At 35.2% G+C, this 16,840-nt stretch carries 12 protein-coding genes; 3 read left to right on the top strand and 9 right to left on the bottom strand.

Features of this window, described 5'->3' with window-relative positions:
• The first annotated feature begins 91 nt into the window (after positions 1-91).
• Entirely contained in the window at positions 92-790 is a 699-nt protein-coding gene (locus M0D21_RS12950) for a matrixin family metalloprotease (RefSeq protein WP_248330139.1), read from the top strand.
• Between the two features lie 31 nt (positions 791-821).
• Here M0D21_RS12950 and asnS read toward each other — a convergent pair whose 3' ends face one another.
• From asnS to rplM, 9 genes are all read right to left on the bottom strand, one after another.
• Positions 822-2,264 (bottom strand): asparagine--tRNA ligase, encoded by a 1,443-nt coding sequence (asnS, locus tag M0D21_RS12945; RefSeq protein WP_248330137.1) that lies wholly within the window; start codon positions 2,262-2,264, stop codon positions 822-824.
• Between the two features lie 618 nt (positions 2,265-2,882).
• Positions 2,883-5,285 carry an efflux RND transporter permease subunit gene (locus tag M0D21_RS12940; protein ID WP_248330135.1) on the bottom strand — a complete coding sequence of 801 codons (2,403 nt, stop codon included), beginning with the start codon at positions 5,283-5,285 and terminating at the stop codon, positions 2,883-2,885.
• Between the two features lie 88 nt (positions 5,286-5,373).
• Positions 5,374-7,812: a DUF5686 family protein gene (locus M0D21_RS12935; RefSeq protein ID WP_248330133.1), complete on the bottom strand. Its 2,439-nt coding sequence runs from the start codon at positions 7,810-7,812 to the stop codon at positions 5,374-5,376.
• Between the two features lie 91 nt (positions 7,813-7,903).
• On the bottom strand, positions 7,904-8,467 hold the full coding sequence (gene frr / locus M0D21_RS12930) for a ribosome recycling factor (protein WP_248330131.1): 564 nt from the start codon (positions 8,465-8,467) through the stop codon (positions 7,904-7,906).
• A 46-nt stretch (positions 8,468-8,513) separates the two neighbouring features.
• A complete protein-coding gene (gene pyrH, locus M0D21_RS12925; protein ID WP_248330129.1) occupies positions 8,514-9,221 on the bottom strand; it encodes a UMP kinase in 708 nt (235 codons plus the stop codon).
• A 403-nt stretch (positions 9,222-9,624) separates the two neighbouring features.
• Positions 9,625-10,446, bottom strand: a complete 822-nt coding sequence (gene tsf, locus M0D21_RS12920; protein WP_248330127.1) for a translation elongation factor Ts — start codon at positions 10,444-10,446, stop codon at positions 9,625-9,627.
• Between the two features lie 167 nt (positions 10,447-10,613).
• Positions 10,614-11,420, bottom strand: coding sequence for a 30S ribosomal protein S2 (gene rpsB / locus M0D21_RS12915; RefSeq protein WP_248330125.1), 807 nt, complete (start codon positions 11,418-11,420; stop codon positions 10,614-10,616).
• 133 nt (positions 11,421-11,553) lie between these two features.
• Positions 11,554-11,940, bottom strand: coding sequence for a 30S ribosomal protein S9 (rpsI, locus tag M0D21_RS12910; protein ID WP_248330123.1), 387 nt, complete (start codon positions 11,938-11,940; stop codon positions 11,554-11,556).
• Positions 11,940-12,395 carry a 50S ribosomal protein L13 gene (rplM, locus tag M0D21_RS12905; RefSeq protein WP_248330121.1) on the bottom strand — a complete coding sequence of 152 codons (456 nt, stop codon included), beginning with the start codon at positions 12,393-12,395 and terminating at the stop codon, positions 11,940-11,942. The genes rpsI and rplM overlap by 1 nt, the downstream gene beginning before the upstream one ends.
• A gap of 279 nt (positions 12,396-12,674) precedes the next feature.
• Here rplM and M0D21_RS12900 point away from each other — a divergent pair, with 279 nt between their 5' ends.
• Both M0D21_RS12900 and M0D21_RS12895 read left to right on the top strand, forming a co-directional pair.
• Positions 12,675-15,368 carry a DUF5916 domain-containing protein gene (locus tag M0D21_RS12900; protein WP_248330119.1) on the top strand — a complete coding sequence of 898 codons (2,694 nt, stop codon included), beginning with the start codon at positions 12,675-12,677 and terminating at the stop codon, positions 15,366-15,368.
• A 41-nt stretch (positions 15,369-15,409) separates the two neighbouring features.
• Positions 15,410-16,606, top strand: a complete 1,197-nt coding sequence (locus M0D21_RS12895) for a serine hydrolase domain-containing protein (protein WP_248330117.1) — start codon at positions 15,410-15,412, stop codon at positions 16,604-16,606.
• The last annotated feature ends 234 nt before the right edge of the window (positions 16,607-16,840 follow it).

Raw genomic sequence — 16,840 nt, 5'->3', positions numbered from 1 at the left:
TTCGTTAAAGTGTTAATAATCTTCGTGCCCCCGAAGAATGTTTAACAACTATACTTCTACTACCCCTAGGAGTGTCCCAAATCAAAATGAAATGATAACAACTACAAGAACTGCCGTGTGTGCCAATGCGAATGGTGCCGAATTGATTAAAAAAACTTCTAATAAATTTAAATTAGCTTTCATCTTTACTGCTATTTTCTTTCTTTTTTCTTGTTCTGCCGAGGAGGCAGAAAACGAGCCTACGGAAGAAATATTTGTAGAAAACCCTGGAAGAAAGGTGAAAGTAAATATTTTTTACGTTGAGAATGATGGAGGATCTAATGAAATGTCTGGAAAAATTAACGAACAAGAATTCATACGTTTTTTAAACGGTTACTATTTTCATAGAATTGATATAGGTTTGGAACTGGGAAAAACTGTGAATTTGGTAAATGAAGAGCTATATGATCTAAGAGATAACCAAGGGTCGGAGCCTAGTACATTTCTTATGCAAACTAAAGAAAGCTATGATAAAAATTGCCTAAATATATATATCATAAAACGATCTAACATAATTGGAATAGCCGGTATGGGAAGAAACCAAAGGGTGCTTTTAACAGATGAGTTTTTATATTCTTCGACTAGTCCCCACGAAATAGGTCACGCTTTGGGTCTTTTCCATATCGAAGAAGCTGGAAATATTATGAGTATACGGGATAAACATTCAAGAAAGAATTTCAATATTGAGCAAGAAGAAAAAATGAAAAAGAAAATAGATAGAATTTCTACCATTAGTATTGCAGCTAACTAATGGTAGAAATTGCTCAATATTTAATTTTGATTTAGAACTCTGCGCTAAGCGGAGTTCTTGGGTAAGGAATAACGTCCCGAATGTTACCCATTCCAGTAACAAATAGTACTAAACGCTCAAACCCTAATCCGAAACCACTATGTGTACATGTTCCAAATCGGCGAGTGTCTAAGTACCACCAAAGATCTTCTTCTGGGATATCTAAGGCAGCCATTTTTTCTTTCAATACATCTAGTCGTTCTTCACGTTGCGATCCTCCCACGATTTCTCCAATACCAGGAAAAAGAATGTCCATGGCTCTAACTGTTTTGCCATCTTCATTCAATCTCATATAAAAAGCCTTAATATTGGCTGGGTAATCAAATAAGATTACAGGGCATTTAAAGTGTTTTTCAACAAGAAACCTTTCATGCTCACTTTGTAAATCTGCTCCCCAACCTTCTATCGGAAATTTGAACTTTTTCTTTTTATTAGGTTTAGAGTTCATTAAGATTTCGATTGCCTCGGTGTAGCTTACGCGTTTGAAATTGTTTTCTAGCACAAACTTCAGTTTGTCTCTAAGTAACATTTCTGCACGTTCTGCCTGTGGTTTTTGTTTGTCTTCCTGTACAAGACGATTTTCAAGAAACTCTAAATCATCTTGGCAGTTATCTAGAACAAACTGTATAACGTACTTAATAAAATCCTCTGCCAGATCCATGTTTCCATCTAAATCACAAAAAGCAATCTCTGGTTCAACCATCCAAAATTCTGCAAGGTGACGAGAGGTATTTGAATTCTCAGCTCTAAAAGTGGGGCCGAAAGTATATACCTGACCCAATCCCATGGCATATGTTTCTGCTTCCAGTTGACCAGAAACCGTTAAGTTGGTTTCTCTTCCGAAAAAATCTTGTTTGTAATCTACTTCTCCTTCTTCGTTTTTAGGGATATTGTTTAAATCTAAATTAGTCACCTTAAAAGCTTCTCCGGCACCTTCGGCATCACTTCCTGTAATTACGGGAGTGTGTACATAGTAAAAGTCGTTTTTCTGAAAATACTCATGTATGGCAAAAGAAAGTTTTGATCGCATTCTCATGATAGCTCCAAACGTATTGGTACGCACTCTTAAATGAGCTTGTTCACGCAATTTCTCAAGAGTATGTCTTTTAGGAGAGAGGATGGTAAGCTTTAATTCTTCAGGGTCTGCATCACCTTCAATTGTAATTTCAGAAACCTTAATTTCTACACGTTGTCCCTTACCTTGACTTTCGGCAAGAACACCTGTAATAGCCACTGCAGCTCCTATATTAATCCTGTTTTGAGTTTCAGGATCGATGGTATTATCTTCTAAAACACACTGAATATTCTTTATTGTAGATCCATCATTTACGGCTATAAAACGATCATTACGAAAAGAACGCACCCAGCCTTTTACGGCAACTGGCTGCAAAAGCTTATCACTTTGTAGTACTTCGATTACCTTAGTATGTTTCATTTGTGTTTATTTATAATTTTATTTTGTTCTCTTTTTGTAAGAATGGTTGCATATTATTTGCAACCACAGATACTAAAAATTAGACCTACCTACAAAATTTAAGGTAGCAAAGATAATTTTTTAATCCGATTGGAGCATAATACATTGAATTCAAAAAGCAGTTTCGGTAAGAAATATTTTGGTATTCTTTTTGATATTTGAAAACTTAACAAGTGAAGTTTTCAAAATCTGACGTTTTTTAAAGGAGCATGTGCTTGTAAAAAACTGTAAAATTCTGGTTTTTGAAGTTAAGAAGGTTGCTTTTGAAGATTTTTTCTTTAATAATTATCATTTTGTAAAACGATTAATGCTTTTGTAACCTGCTTTGAATTAAAGGTTTTGGGATTGTTAATGGATTTTACAAGTTTAAATAATGTTAAAATTTAGTTTAATTTGCAAAAAAGGGGATTTTTCCCCCCTTGATACTATTTCAAAATACAAAAAGGGGCAGTATCTTGCATATGCAATTATGACGATTGTGTTTACGTTAAGTTTAGTTCGATAGGTTTTGGGGTAATCTATCTTACAGAAGTCCCGTTAGTTCACTAACGGGGCTTTTTTGTTTAGAATGAAAATAGCTTATTCTTCTTCTGAGGCCTCTATTTCGTCCTCGTTAGGAATTATTTTTAAGGTAGGTTCCTTCATTGTCTTTTTGTTCGCTATACTGCGTTCAAGAGACAATAGTAATGAAGGTAGAAGTAATAAGTTTGCCAACATGGCAAAAAGCAAAGTTGTAGATACAAGCCCACCCAAAGCTTTGGTGCCTCCGAAACTAGATATCATAAATACCGAGAAACCAAAAAACAGCACAGTAGATGTGTAAAACATACTTACTCCGGTTTCTCGTAAAGAAGCAAAAACAGATTTTCTAATTCTCCAGTGGTTAGATTTTAGTTCTTGTCTATACTTGGCCAGAAAGTGGATAGTATCATCTACCGAAATTCCAAAAGCAATACTAAATACCAAAATGGTTGAAGGTTTTATGGGTACGCCCAAAAACCCCATGAGGCCAGCGGTCATAAGTAAGGGTAGAAGATTAGGGATCAATGATATAATAATCATTTTAAATGATCTAAACATCCAGGCCATAAAAATGGCGATAAGAATAATGGCAAGTCCCAAAGAGAACACAAGATTCCATACCAAGTATTTTGTTCCTTTTTGGAAAACAAGAGCCTTACCGGTAAATGAAATGTTATATCGATCTTTTGGAAAAATCTTTTCTAATTTAGGATATAAGTTCGTTTCAATTCTTTCCATCTCTTCTGTTCCTACATCTTTCATAAATGTAGTGATACGAGCATATTGACCAGTAGAGTCTATATAGCTATTCATTACATTAGCTTCAGATTCAAAGCTTTTGGCATATGGTAGAATAAAATTTCTTTCCTGACTGGTTGGTATTTGATAGTATTTTGGATTTCCATTGTAAAATGCCTGTTTAGAATATTTAACCAGACTTACAATTGAAATGGGCTTAGATAGCTCGGGAGTCTCTTCTAATAGTTCTTGAAGTTTTTCCATGCGCTTTAAGGTAGGAAGCTTCATCACCCCTTGTTTGCGTTTGGTATCAATCAAAATTTCAAGAGGCATGATACCATCAAACTCCTGTTCGAAAAATACAATATCTTTAAAAAAACCAGATGATTTGGGCATGTCTTCCAAAAGGCTTCCAGATACCTTAATTGTATAAATACCAATAATACTAGCAATTAATATGATAACTGAAGAAAAGTAAATAGTTACCCTACGGTTTTTTACCATATCTTCCATCCAGTTTACCAGGCTTTCCATCCATCGTTTCCCCAAATGTTTAAGATGCCTTTCTTTGGGCTGCGGCATGTAGCTATAGATAATGGTGATTACTAGCAGGCATAGAATGAATAATGCGATGATATTCAGTGAGGCTACGATACCAAATTCTTTTAGCAGTTTACTTTCGGTTAAGGCAAATGTTGCAAAACCTGCAGCTGTTGTAACATTGGTCATTAATGTTGCATTTCCTACTTTGGTAATTACTCGTTGAAGAGACTTAGCTTTGTTACCATGCTTTTTTATCTCTTGCTGGTACTTGTTGATTAAGAAAATACAATTGGGTATACCTATAACAATAACCAAAGGAGGAATGATGGCTGTGAGTACGGTTATTTCATATTCTAGTAACCCTAAAAGTCCAAAAGCCCACATTACCCCAATAATAACAGCAGTCATTGAAATAAAAGTAGCTCTGAAAGATCTAAAGAAAAAGAAAAATATAAGCGAAGTAACAGATAACGCAGCTACGATGAAAATCAGGATTTCATCCATTATATTTTGCGAGTTCAACGTTCTGATGTACGGCATTCCAGATACACGAACATCCATATTATATTTTGCTTCGAACTCGGCTACCTTAGGTTGTAACACCGATGTGATAAACTTTTTTCTTATAGGAGTATTAACAATATCTTTTTTTACATACAAGGCACTTTGTATCGTTTTAGATTTATTGCTATATACTAACCCCTCATAGAACGGAAGTTTGTTGAAAAGTTCATATTCATATTGGGATACCTGTTTTTGGGTGTATACAGAATCCTGAATAAAAGGGATCAATTCAAATCTAGGAGGGTTGTCTAGTTTTTTTAATTTTTTGAGATCATTTAGCGAAACTACAAGTTCTATTTCGTCATACTGCTTGAAAGAATTATTAAAATCATTCCAGGCCTTTAATTTTTCAGGTGTAAAAAGTGTACTGTCCTTTACAGCCATGACAATCAAATTGCCTTCTTCACCAAATTTATCTAGAAATTCTTGATACTGTATGTTTACTTCGTGATCATCTGGTAAAAGGTTAGCTTCGGTATAAGAAAACCTCATGTTCTGCCATTGGAAACCAAGAAAAACTGTAATTCCCACAATGATTATAAATATTACAGCTCTATTCCTAAGAATAATCCCCGCTAATGCATTCCAAAACCCGAAACTGAATAATTTTGCCATTCCTTTATTTTCCAGATGCAAATGTAAGGATTTGAAGATTTATTCTTTATCAATTGATGTAAAGAAAATGGGTTTACAATAAAAAAAACTAGAGTTTCAAATAGAATGTAAATTTGAAGGATAAATTATCATCAAACTTAGGTAAATGATAAGCACCATAGCGGTAGGCAAAACTTAATCCGAAGCCTGCAAATAATTTATTGATTTCTAATCCAGATTCTTGATATAAGTCTTCTAGGGAAGTGAAATTTACACCTTGGTGATTCTCGATATTGCTAACGCCACCAATAGCATATCTTGTAATAAAAACTACTTCGGGTTTAAACCAACTTGTAATTTTTACGGGTTCTATTCTGTGTTTTATTTGTAGGGTTGCTAATCGATCACTAAAGAATTCTCCAAAAAACATAGTTTCGAAAGTTCTTCGTCCCGCTACAGAAAATCTTTGAAATACGGTTTCTTTGGTTGGTGCATTAGGGTACGCATGGTATAAATGGGTAAGAGGTACATCTCCAGAAGCTAAATCGGCCTCCAACAAAAAACTTGTGCTTGATTGATTAATTCTGTTAATCATATACTCTGCTTTAATACCAATTTTGCTATAGTTGAAGTTGCTATCGAAGATACCTTTGAAACCCTGCGTATATTGAGCCGTAATTTTGGGGTACCCATCTCGGATTTCTTTTAATCCGTTTGGGGTCTTTAGAAATTTGCTAAATGGGCTCCATCTCAACGCTATTGTAGACTCTGCGGTTTTATAGGATGAAAAAGATTCGTTGCCCTTTATATATCTATAGCCTCCGGTTTGATTGATGTTGCTAACAGTCAATTGCGTTTCTGAGAGAAGTTTGGGAGAAATTTGGTGTTGTAAACTGGTGCCCCAGGTCCTGTGTTTATAATAGAAATCAATATTTACCAATCTGGGTTCGAATAGAGAATATACTCTTCTGTCTGTTAGATAGAAAAAGCTTCCTACTTCTTTAATGTCGTCTGTATAATTTACATTGAGCCATGAACTGGAGTTTTTATTTAGCAATACACCTCCTCCAACTCCAAATTTGGCTTTGTCATCTCTAAATCCGTAAACCCAATATCCTTCAAGCCTGAAACGTTTAGAAAACTTTGCATTGGTAAGTCCTCCCAGGCCCAGTCGCATACCTTCGAAATTGTTGTATTTTACGGGATAGGTAAGGTCAAAATCGAAAAATCCCACAGGGTAATATCCTACATTGAAGCTTTGAATAACATTTATACGTCGTTTAATATTCTGGGCTTTTACTATGCTGTCGACTATTGGAAACGAGTTTAAATCTTTTTCTGTGATTGCACTGGTTCTATATTGCTTCCAGTACGATTCTGGTCTTGATTTTGCGTCGGGATCAATTTTTATAGTAGGTTGAGTGGCCTTTATTTCTTTGGTGTCGTTAAGTGTAATATCGAAGATGTCAGTTTTTGAAATAAGAAAATCGTTGTTTCCGGTAAAACTCTTTTGATCAACACCTAACCGACCTACAGATATTTGTCCACCAAACAGATTTACTTTTTGCTTGCCGTTACCGGGTCTTATTGTTATTTCCTGACTTTTTGGGAACCAGTTTTCATGTTCAGGAAAATATTCAAAATCGTGTCTGGCCATTACATTAAGCTCTCCTCTAAGCTCAATAATCGCTTTTTGAATCGCTAATGTTTTTATGTCTATATATAAAACTCCTTCTAAGCTTGCGTATTTTTTTGACTTTCTTGGTTGAAAAAGTATAACAAAAGCAGGTTTTTCATCTTGAGTAGTATTTAAAACTTTGTAATAATAGTTCTTTAAAGCTCTACTGGATAAGGGACCAACAAATTTATCGTTGAAGATGGTGTAGTCTTCATTGTACAAAGAGTTCGATTGTACCTTTATGCCCAAAACATTATATACTGGATCTTCAAACCCTGTCATTCTTGTGGCTAAGACCGTTTCCTTTTCTTCTAGTCCCTTTTTGAATTGATAATAACTTACTTTTTCAGATAGGAAAGAGTGTGCTTTATTAAAAATTTGCTCAATATCGGTGCTGGTAGTATCAAGGGTTTTTAGTCTAGCTTGGTTATCTTCGGTAATTTTAAATTTGGTATAACTCTTATAAGAGTAACTTTTAAATGACTTTTTGGGGTCATTTTGTCTTTTTTTGCGAATAGCTTCTTGAATAATTTTGGAAGCTACATTTTCTTTGGCATCTAAGTTCAAGGCGCCCAGATTTCCCTCTTCTGGAGATAGTTCTATTTTGACTTTATCTTGTTTAGACTCTACGGTAAGAGTTTTAGTTTGATAGCCTTGATAACTTATCGTTAAACTAACTGGAGATGTTTTGCAACGAATAATAAATTCTCCATCTACAGAGGTAAGTGCAAAAGACGAAGTGTTGGTTTTTATCGTGGCAAATGGTAGGGGCTGATTAGATGCCTTGTCAATAACAATTCCTCTAATACTTACTTGGGATAGGGTAATAAAGGGTATAAAAAATAATAAACAAAAAAATTTGTTCTGCATTATTAGGAAGAGGTTCAAAAAAGGCGAAGATACAAAAAAGCGTTTCCATATAGAAAACGCTTTGAGATATTATTAACTAAACCTAAGCGGTTTAAACTGTCATGATCTCTTTTTCCTTTAGATTTAGCATTTCATCAATCTTTTTGATAAATGAATTAGTAAGCTCTTGTATGTCTACTTCTGCATTTTTGGCCATATCCTCAGATAGTCCATCTTTTTCCAGCTTTTTGATGTCATTATTAGCCGTCTTTCGATCGTTACGAACTCCTACTTTAGAATCTTCGGCTTCTGCCTTGGCTTGCTTCACAAGTTCTTTACGTCGCTCTTCGGTTAAAGGAGGAACATTGATAATCACACTTTCTCCATTATTCATAGGGTTAAAGCCGAGGTTAGCCATCATTATTCCTTTTTCGATCTCTGGAATTAAAGATTTTTCAAAAGGCTGTATGCTTATCGTTCTGGCGTCGGGAGTGGTAACATTTCCTACCTGATTTAATGGAGTAGGTGAACCGTAATATTCAACCAAAACACTTCCTAGCATAGCTGGAGAAGCTTTTCCAGCTCTAATATTAAGTAATTTTTTTTCTAAATGCACGATTGCAGCTTGCATTGATTCTTTGGTAGAATCCAGAATAAAATCTATTTCTTCGTTCATTGTTTTAATCTTTTCTTTTGACTGATCAAAAAATAAGCCAATTTAATTAAAGGTTAACTTGTGTGCCTACAGATTCACCGGCAACTACTTTTAGTAAATTTCCAGCTTTATTCATATCGAATACTATTATAGGTAACTCATTTTCCTGACTAAGTGTGAATGCTGTAGTATCCATTACTTTAAGACCTTTCTGAAGTACATCATCGAATGATATAAAATCAAATTTTGTTGCGTCTGCATCTTTTTCTGGGTCTGCAGTATAAATACCGTCAACTCTTGTTCCTTTGAGGATAACATCTGCTTGTATTTCAATAGCTCGAAGTACAGCTGCAGAGTCGGTTGTAAAATAAGGATTCCCGGTTCCTCCTCCAAAAATAACAACTCTTCCTTTTTCCAAATGGCGTAATGCTCTTCTTCGAATAAAAGGCTCTGCTACTTCGTTAATTTTTACAGCAGACTGCAAGCGTGTTGGGATTCCTGCATCTTCCAAAGCACTTTGTAATGCTAATCCATTAATAACCGTGGCTAACATTCCCATATGATCCCCCTGCACACGATCCATCCCTTTACTGGCTCCGGCAACACCTCTGAAAATATTACCTCCACCAATTACGATGGCTACTTCTACACCTTTATCAGTGATTTGTTTGATTTCATAAGCATATTCTGCCAATCTTTTTGGGTCGATACCATACTGACGTTCACCCATTAAGGCTTCGCCAGATAACTTAAGTAATATTCTGTTGTATTTCATTGCGATTTTTGAACTGTGGTGCAAATATAATGATATTCTTAATTTAGAAAATTACTTTACGGTATAAAGGTAAACTTTTGTTTTAAATGTTAAAGTTAGGCTTTTCCGTAAAAAAAGGGTGTTTTTCCCCTGCACTGGGTATTGATTGGCTTTTAATTATGTTATACGTTTGCTCCAAGGAAAACAAAAAGTGAAGGGGATGAGAAATATTACCATAGATGCTCTGACTTTTTAGGATCAATTGGGGAACTGATCTTATTATGGGGGATAAAACCTTTAAGAGTTTAAGGTTTTGTAGAGTTTGAGGTCTTAATGATATATTTCGAAAAATGAAGACGAAAAAAAACCGCTTCTGAAAAGAAGCGGTTTTTTGTTTTTGTCAATTAAAATGACATTTTTTTAATTATCCTAAAGCTACTCTTTCAAAAGCAACTACAGATACATCTCCAAGAGTCTTTACGTAATCAGAAACACTCTTCTTATTATCTTTGATAAATGCTTGGTTAACTAAAGTGTTGTCTTTAAAGAAACGTTTGATTTTTCCTTTAGCGATATTGTCAAGCATTTCTTCTGGTTTGCCTTCTTGACGTAATTGATCTTTTGCAATCTCGATTTCTTTATCGATTACAGACTGATCAACACCATCTTCATTTAAAGCAACTGGATTCATCGCAGCAGCTTGCATAGCAACATCTTTGGCAACAACCTCTGCGCCATCAGCACTTTGAGAAAGTCCTGTTAATACTCCTATTTTGTTTCCAGCGTGGATATAAGAACCTACAAAAGGAGCTTCTAATACTCTAAAATCTCCTATTTCGATTTTTTCTCCAATTACACCAGTTTGCTCAGTAAGTTTTTCTTGAACAGTGATACCATTAAAATCTTTAGCAAGTAAATCTTCTTTTGAAGAAGCAGATAATGCTAATTCTGCAAGTTCATGAGCCAAAGAAACAAAAGTTTCGTTTTTACCTACGAAATCAGTTTCGCAGTTAAGTGAAACGATAACTCCTTTGTTTTTTGCATCATTTACTTTTGCAATTACAGCACCTTCGGTAGAATCTCTGTCGGCTCTGTTTGCAGCAACTTTCTGACCTTTTTTTCTAAGGATTTCGATAGCTTTATCAAAATCACCTTCAGCTTCTACAAGTGCTTTTTTACAATCCATCATTCCAGCACCTGTTGTTTTTCTTAATTTATTTACTTCTGCGGCCGTAATCTTTGCCATAACTTTAAAATTTAATGTGTAATGTGTTGTTTGTATAAAAAACAAGTCGTTTAGTTTGTACTGCAAAAGTAAAGAACTAAACGACTCATCAATTTTATGTTAAAGTTAAGTTTGCTAAAAGCATGCTTAACCTGTAACTTTTAAAGACTGTTAAACGATATATTCGTTTATTCTTCTTCTTGCTTTGCAGTTTCTGCTACTACTTCAACTTCAGGTGCAGCTGCCTTTGGCTTAGCTGCTTCAGCTTTTGCAGGAGCATCTTTTTTAGGAGCGTCCTTAGAAGCTTTTCTTTCATTTAAACCTTCAATAATTGCGTCGCTTACAAAATTCATCACTTTGTCAATAGACTTAGAAGCATCATCATTCGCTGGGATAACATAATCTACCTGACGAGGGTCAGAGTTTGTGTCAACCATTGCGAAAATAGGAATGTTTAATTTCTGAGCTTCTTTTACTGCGATGTGTTCACGAGTAATATCAACTACAAATAACGCTCCTGGTAAACGAGTCATATCAGAAATAGAACCTAAGTTCTTTTCTAATTTTGCTCTCAAACGATCTACCTGTAAACGTTCTTTTTTAGATAATGTGTTGAAGGTACCATCTTTCTTCATTCTATCGATAGCAGCCATTTTTTTAACAGCTTTACGAATAGTAACAAAGTTGGTTAACATACCACCAGGCCATCTTTCAGTAATGTATGGTTGGTTCGCTTTGCTAGCTTTTTCGGCTACGATTTCTTTAGCTTGTTTTTTGGTCGCAACAAAAAGGATTTTTCTGCCGGACGCTGCAATCTTTTTTAAAGCTTCACTAGCTTCGTCGATTTTTGCAGCAGTTTTATATAGATTGATAATGTGAATCCCATTACGTTCCATATAGATATATGGTGCCATGTTTGGATCCCATCTTCTTGTCAGGTGACCAAAGTGTACACCTGCATCAAGTAATTCTTTTACTTCGATATTGTTTGCCATTTTTGTAATAGTTTACGTTCTGTTGAATTAGCAATGCTCAAGTGGCAATCGGTTTTTGATATGGCCTTGTGCATTTAGATGCTAAACTAACCCTCGAAATCGACGAGGTAACAACAAATACATGTTTAATAAATTAACGTTTAGAGAACTGGAATTTCTTACGAGCTTTCTTCTGACCGAATTTCTTACGCTCTACCATTCTTGGATCTCTGGTTAACAAACCTTCTGGTTTAAGGATAGATCTGTTTTCTTCGTCTAGTTCACATACCGCTCTTGATATAGCTAAACGTACAGCTTCTGCCTGACCAGTAACTCCACCTCCGTATACATTTACATTTACATCGTATTTACCTTCGTTTTCTGTTAAAGCTAAAGGTTGATTTACTTTATATTGTAAAGTAGCAGTAGTGAAGTAGTCATTAAGGTCTTTTTTATTAACCGTAATTTTTCCAGAACCATCTTTAAGATATACTCTGGCTACAGCCGTTTTTCTACGACCAATTTTGTGAATAACTTCCATTACTTAAATTCGTTTAAGTTAACAGTTTTAGGCTGCTGAGCATCTTGATTATGTTCTGCTCCAGCATATACCTTTAAATTACGGAATAAAGCTGCACCTAATTTGTTTTTAGGTAACATTCCTTTTACCGCTTTTTCGATTAAACGCTCTGGGTTTTTGTCATACAATTCCTGAGCAGTAAGACTTCTTTGCCCTCCAGGGTATCCAGTGTGACGGATATAAGATTTATCTGTCCACTTTTTTCCTGTTAAGTTGATTTTAGCAGCATTTGTAATAACTACATTGTCACCGCAATCAACGTGTGGGGTAAAGCTAGGTTTGTGCTTTCCTCTTAGTAACACTGCTACTACAGAAGATAGACGACCCAAAGTCTGTCCTTCAGCATCTACATGTAACCATTCTTTGGTAACGGTTCCTTTGTTGGCAGATACTGTTTTGTAACTTAATGTGTCCACACTAATAAATTTTACTAATTAAACATTCCTTTTCCTATATAAAATAGGGGTGCAAATGTACAATTATATATTTATATAGCAAACAGCAAGTTGATATTATTTTTTTTAGATGACTGGTTGGTTATCAGATAGATTGCGATTGGTGATATTAAATTGTTGATTTCACAGAGTTAAAGTTATAATTCGTGTTAATTTTTTACTAAAAAAAGAAATAAAGTGTGACAATGTAGGATTATTTCTGTCATCTTAGAGAAATCAATCATTAAACGACTAATCATCATGAAGTATTTATGCCATCTCTGGGTGTTTTTTTTGTTTCCTACAATTCTCTTGGCTCAAGACTCTACAAGTACAGTGAAAAAGAGAATTTATACGACCAAACCTCTTAAAAATGCGGAACCCCCAAAGATTGATGGGATTATAGATGAAGCTAGTTGGGATATCGTTGAATGGACCGGTGATTTTACCGAGAATGAACCTGATGAGAATACCCCACCTTCACAACAAACCAAATTTAAAATAGTATATGATCAAAAATATCTCTATGTAGCTTACCGATGTTATGATACCGAACCTGAAAAGATTGAAAAAAGATTGTCTCGCCGAGATGGTTTTGCTGGTGACTGGGTTGAGATTAACTTAGATACCTATCATGATAAAAGAACAGGGTTTTCATTTACAATAACTGCTGCAGGAGTTAAGGGAGATGAATTTATCTCTCGGAATGGAGATAATTGGGATGGTAGTTGGAATCCTATCTGGTATACCGCTACCAATATTGATGACGAGGGGTGGACGGCTGAAGTGAAAATTCCATTAAGCCAAGTGAAATTTGGGAAAAGTAAGGAGCAAATATGGGGGCTTCAGGTGAATCGACGTTTTTTTAGAAACGAAGAACGTTCGGTTTGGCAGCGTATTCCGCAAGATGCACCAGGATGGGTAAGTGAGTTTGGAGAGCTTCATGGTTTAATAGATATTGAACCTCAAAAACAATTAGAAATACAACCTTTTGCTGTTACACAATATGATACGTTTCCTGCCGAAGAAGGAAATCCTTTTCGAGATGGGGATGAATTCAAACTTAATGGAGGGTTAGATGCTAAAATTGGTATAACCAATGATCTTACCTTAGATTTAACTGTGAATCCAGATTTTGGCCAAGTAGAGGCAGACCCGGCAGCAATAGCTTTAGATGGTTTTCAAATATTTTTTAGAGAGCAGAGACCATTTTTTGTAGAAAACAAAAATATTTTCGATTACAGATTTGCAAACGGGTTTGATAATGTATTTTATTCTCGGAGAATTGGGAGAAACCCTCAAGGTTCTATCAATACTTTAGATGGAGAATTTGTAGATACACCAACAAATACCACTATTCTTGGTGCTGCAAAATTTAGTGGAAAAACCAAAGATGGGTGGTCAATTGGGGTTTTGGAAAGCATAACAGAAAGAGAAATTGCTACTATACAGGATGAAAACGGCAACGAGCGTGAGGCCGTAGTGGAACCATTTACCAATTATTTTGTCGGAAGAATCCAAAAGGATTTTAATGAGCGTAATACCTATATTGGAGGTATTTTTACCGCCACCAATCGCGATTTGGGAGATCAATTCGAAATCGATAGTGATAATCCTAACACCGATGAAACGTCAGAGTTAATAGGTACCCGTGAAAATAATTTGAACAGCCTAAGGAAATCTGCTTACTCAGGGGGACTAGATTTTAGACATAACTGGAAGGATAGGAAATACTATCTCGAAGGGAACATGGTTCTAAGTCATGTAGAAGGGTCAAAAGAAGCTATAGAAAATACCCAAAGAGAGCTTACGCACAATTTTCAAAGACCTGACGCAGGTCATGTAGAGGTCGATCCTAATCGAACATCTTTAACGGGTACTGGAGGTAAGCTTGTTGGAGGAAAATCTGGAGGAGGACGCTGGCGGTATAATGCTGGAATCTTTTGGAGATCACCAGAACTAGAACTTAATGATATAGGTTTCTTGCGGCAAGCAGATGAAATAAGGCAATTTGCAAATGTTCGTTACTTGTTTCTGAAACCTACAAAGTTATACCGTAGAGCAAATATCTTTGCAGAACAATTTGCAACTTTTGATTTTGATGGAAATTATAACCGAATTCAATATTTCCTTAGAGGAGAGATGAATTACATCAACAATTGGTGGACCGAGGTAGGTTTTGGACATAAACCCAGAATTTTTTCTAATACTATTTTGCAAGGAGGCCCAAGATGGCGTTTCTCTGATGAGAATTTTGCTTTTCTGTTTTTTGGATCAGATAGAAGGAAAAAATTCAGTTTCACCTTGGGGTATAATGGATCTAGAGCGAAACAAAACAACTTCTCCTTTAATAGATATGTGGTTCGATTGAACTATCAACCTTTTAATGCATTGAGTGTGTCTTTGAATCCGCAATTCAGACAAAACCCTAACAAGACACAGTATGTAACCGATGTTGATTTTAATGGAACCTCTAGATATATAACTGCAAATATTGATCAGCAAACTTTGAGCGCCAGTATTCGTGTAAATTATAATATCAATCCTAACCTGACAATACAGTATTATGGAGAGCCTTTTATCTCCAGGGGTAGATATAAAGAATTTAACTTCGTTAATAATCCTGTTGCAGAAGATTTAAATGAAAGAGTAACACTGTTCGACCAGAACCAGATCTCTTTTGCAGACGATGCATACTCTGTTGATGAAGATAGAGACGGAATAACAGATTACACTTTTGATAATCCAGATTTTGCTTTTGTGCAGTTTAGATCTAATTTGGTACTACGATGGGAATATATTCCTGGTTCAGAAATATTTTTGGTTTGGTCACAAGGGGTAAATGGTTCTGGTGATCCAGGAGATCATCTGTTTAGGAGTTTAAATAATCAAATTCTTGATCAACAACCTAATAATACTTTTTTAATAAAAGCGACATACAGGTTTGTGCTATAAGTTTTTAAGTATATATTGCGGCTCTCTAGATTTGTTGCAATATGATTAGATATTTTTATGTAGCGTTGTTGGCCTGTTTGTTATCCTGTAATACTTCGAAAAATACGGAAGAAAAGGTGACGAAGTTAGACTCAAAACCTGTGGAAACAAAAAAGGATTCGTTGGCATTTTTTCTGAATCATTATGAGAAGTTTTTTGCTACCAATTTTAATGTATCAGAATGTCCAGGAGCAGCAGTGGTCATTGTTAAAGATTCTACGGTAATCTATAAAAAAGGATTTGGAGTAAAAGAAATACATACCCAGGACTCTGTAGATGTAAATAGTGTATTTAGAATTGCGAGTTTGTCTAAAGGAGTTACTGCAGTTCTTGCAGGTAATTTAGTTGATCACAATGAACTAGAGTGGGAGTTAGGGGTTAAAGAAATTGTTAAGGACTTTGATTTACGAGATCGTGAACAGGCCAATCGTCTTAAAGTGAGTCACGTGTTATCTCATACTACCGGTTTATATCCTTATACGTATACCAGACTTATTCAAAGTGGAATGTCTTTGGAACAAATTATCAAGAATTTCAAAAGAAAAGGTGTTGTAAAGAAGGAAGGAGTCGAATACGAATATCAAAATGCAATGTTTTCTGTTATTGAAAAGGTTATGGAAAATCAAACAGAAAAAAGTTTTGAGACCTTGCTTCGTGAACGAATATTTTATCCAGCAAATATGAGCACAGCGTCGAGCTCTTTTACTGAGATTAAGAGTAATTCTAACGTCGCTTTGCCTCATTCGTATAATCATTATTCTAAAAAATATAGAAAAGATGATTTGCATAAAAATTATTACAATGTAGCCGCAGCAGGAGGTATTAATGCTTCAATTTCTGACATGGGGGAGTATCTAAAAGTACTGTTAGGACATCGCCCAGATATTATTTCTAAAGAAAGACTTAGTGAAATCTTTAATCCTCGAATTTGTACTAGTGACAAAGACACCTATGTGAATCTCTGGGATGGAGTGTCAGATTCCTATTACGCTCTGGGCTGGAGAGTATTAGATTACAGAGGTAGAAGAGTTGTGTATCATGGGGGTAACGTAAATCAATACAAAACCCAAATCATGCTCGATCCTGAAAACGGAATCGGAGTTTGTGTTTTATTCAATGGTCCAAATCCGTTTAATGGCCCTGTAATTCCTACGTTTCTTAACTACTATGACTTTTATAAAGACATAAATAACCTTTAGGATTTTCTTCATATTGGTTTAGAAAGCTCTACTAGTTATTGTTCTATAAGGAGTGTTTTTTTGTAAAGCTTTGTAGTGTGTTCTTAAAAGATATTTTTTCTTATTTAGTTAAAGTTTTGAAATATAAATATTCTAAAAAACTGTGAGTCAGGTATTAATTGATTAATAAGTAATTGAGTTGTATCTGTTTGAAAGTATTGGTATGGTAATTGGTATTGTTGGAGGGTAAACAAA

Source organism: Aquimarina acroporae (assembly GCF_023195925.1).
Lineage (GTDB): Bacteria > Bacteroidota > Bacteroidia > Flavobacteriales > Flavobacteriaceae > Aquimarina > Aquimarina acroporae.
Note: the sequence above shows the minus strand (reverse complement) of the source record. Positions and strands in the feature narration are given on the sequence as shown.

Bases quoted from the DNA above. Each gene is read 5' to 3' on its own strand.
- pyrH (WP_248330129.1), bottom strand. From the start codon at position 9,221: ATGAAATACAACAGAATATTACTTAAGTTATCTGGCGAAGCCTTAATG.
- M0D21_RS12950 (WP_248330139.1), top strand. From the start codon at position 92: ATGATAACAACTACAAGAACTGCCGTGTGTGCCAATGCGAATGGTGCC.
- tsf (WP_248330127.1), bottom strand. From the start codon at position 10,446: ATGGCAAAGATTACGGCCGCAGAAGTAAATAAATTAAGAAAAACAACA.
- rpsB (WP_248330125.1), bottom strand. From the start codon at position 11,420: ATGGCAAACAATATCGAAGTAAAAGAATTACTTGATGCAGGTGTACAC.
- M0D21_RS12935 (WP_248330133.1), bottom strand. From the start codon at position 7,812: ATGCAGAACAAATTTTTTTGTTTATTATTTTTTATACCCTTTATTACC.
- asnS (WP_248330137.1), bottom strand. From the start codon at position 2,264: ATGAAACATACTAAGGTAATCGAAGTACTACAAAGTGATAAGCTTTTG.
- M0D21_RS12940 (WP_248330135.1), bottom strand. From the start codon at position 5,285: ATGGCAAAATTATTCAGTTTCGGGTTTTGGAATGCATTAGCGGGGATT.
- rpsI (WP_248330123.1), bottom strand. From the start codon at position 11,940: ATGGAAGTTATTCACAAAATTGGTCGTAGAAAAACGGCTGTAGCCAGA.
- M0D21_RS12895 (WP_248330117.1), top strand. From the start codon at position 15,410: ATGATTAGATATTTTTATGTAGCGTTGTTGGCCTGTTTGTTATCCTGT.
- M0D21_RS12900 (WP_248330119.1), top strand. From the start codon at position 12,675: ATGAAGTATTTATGCCATCTCTGGGTGTTTTTTTTGTTTCCTACAATT.
- frr (WP_248330131.1), bottom strand. From the start codon at position 8,467: ATGAACGAAGAAATAGATTTTATTCTGGATTCTACCAAAGAATCAATG.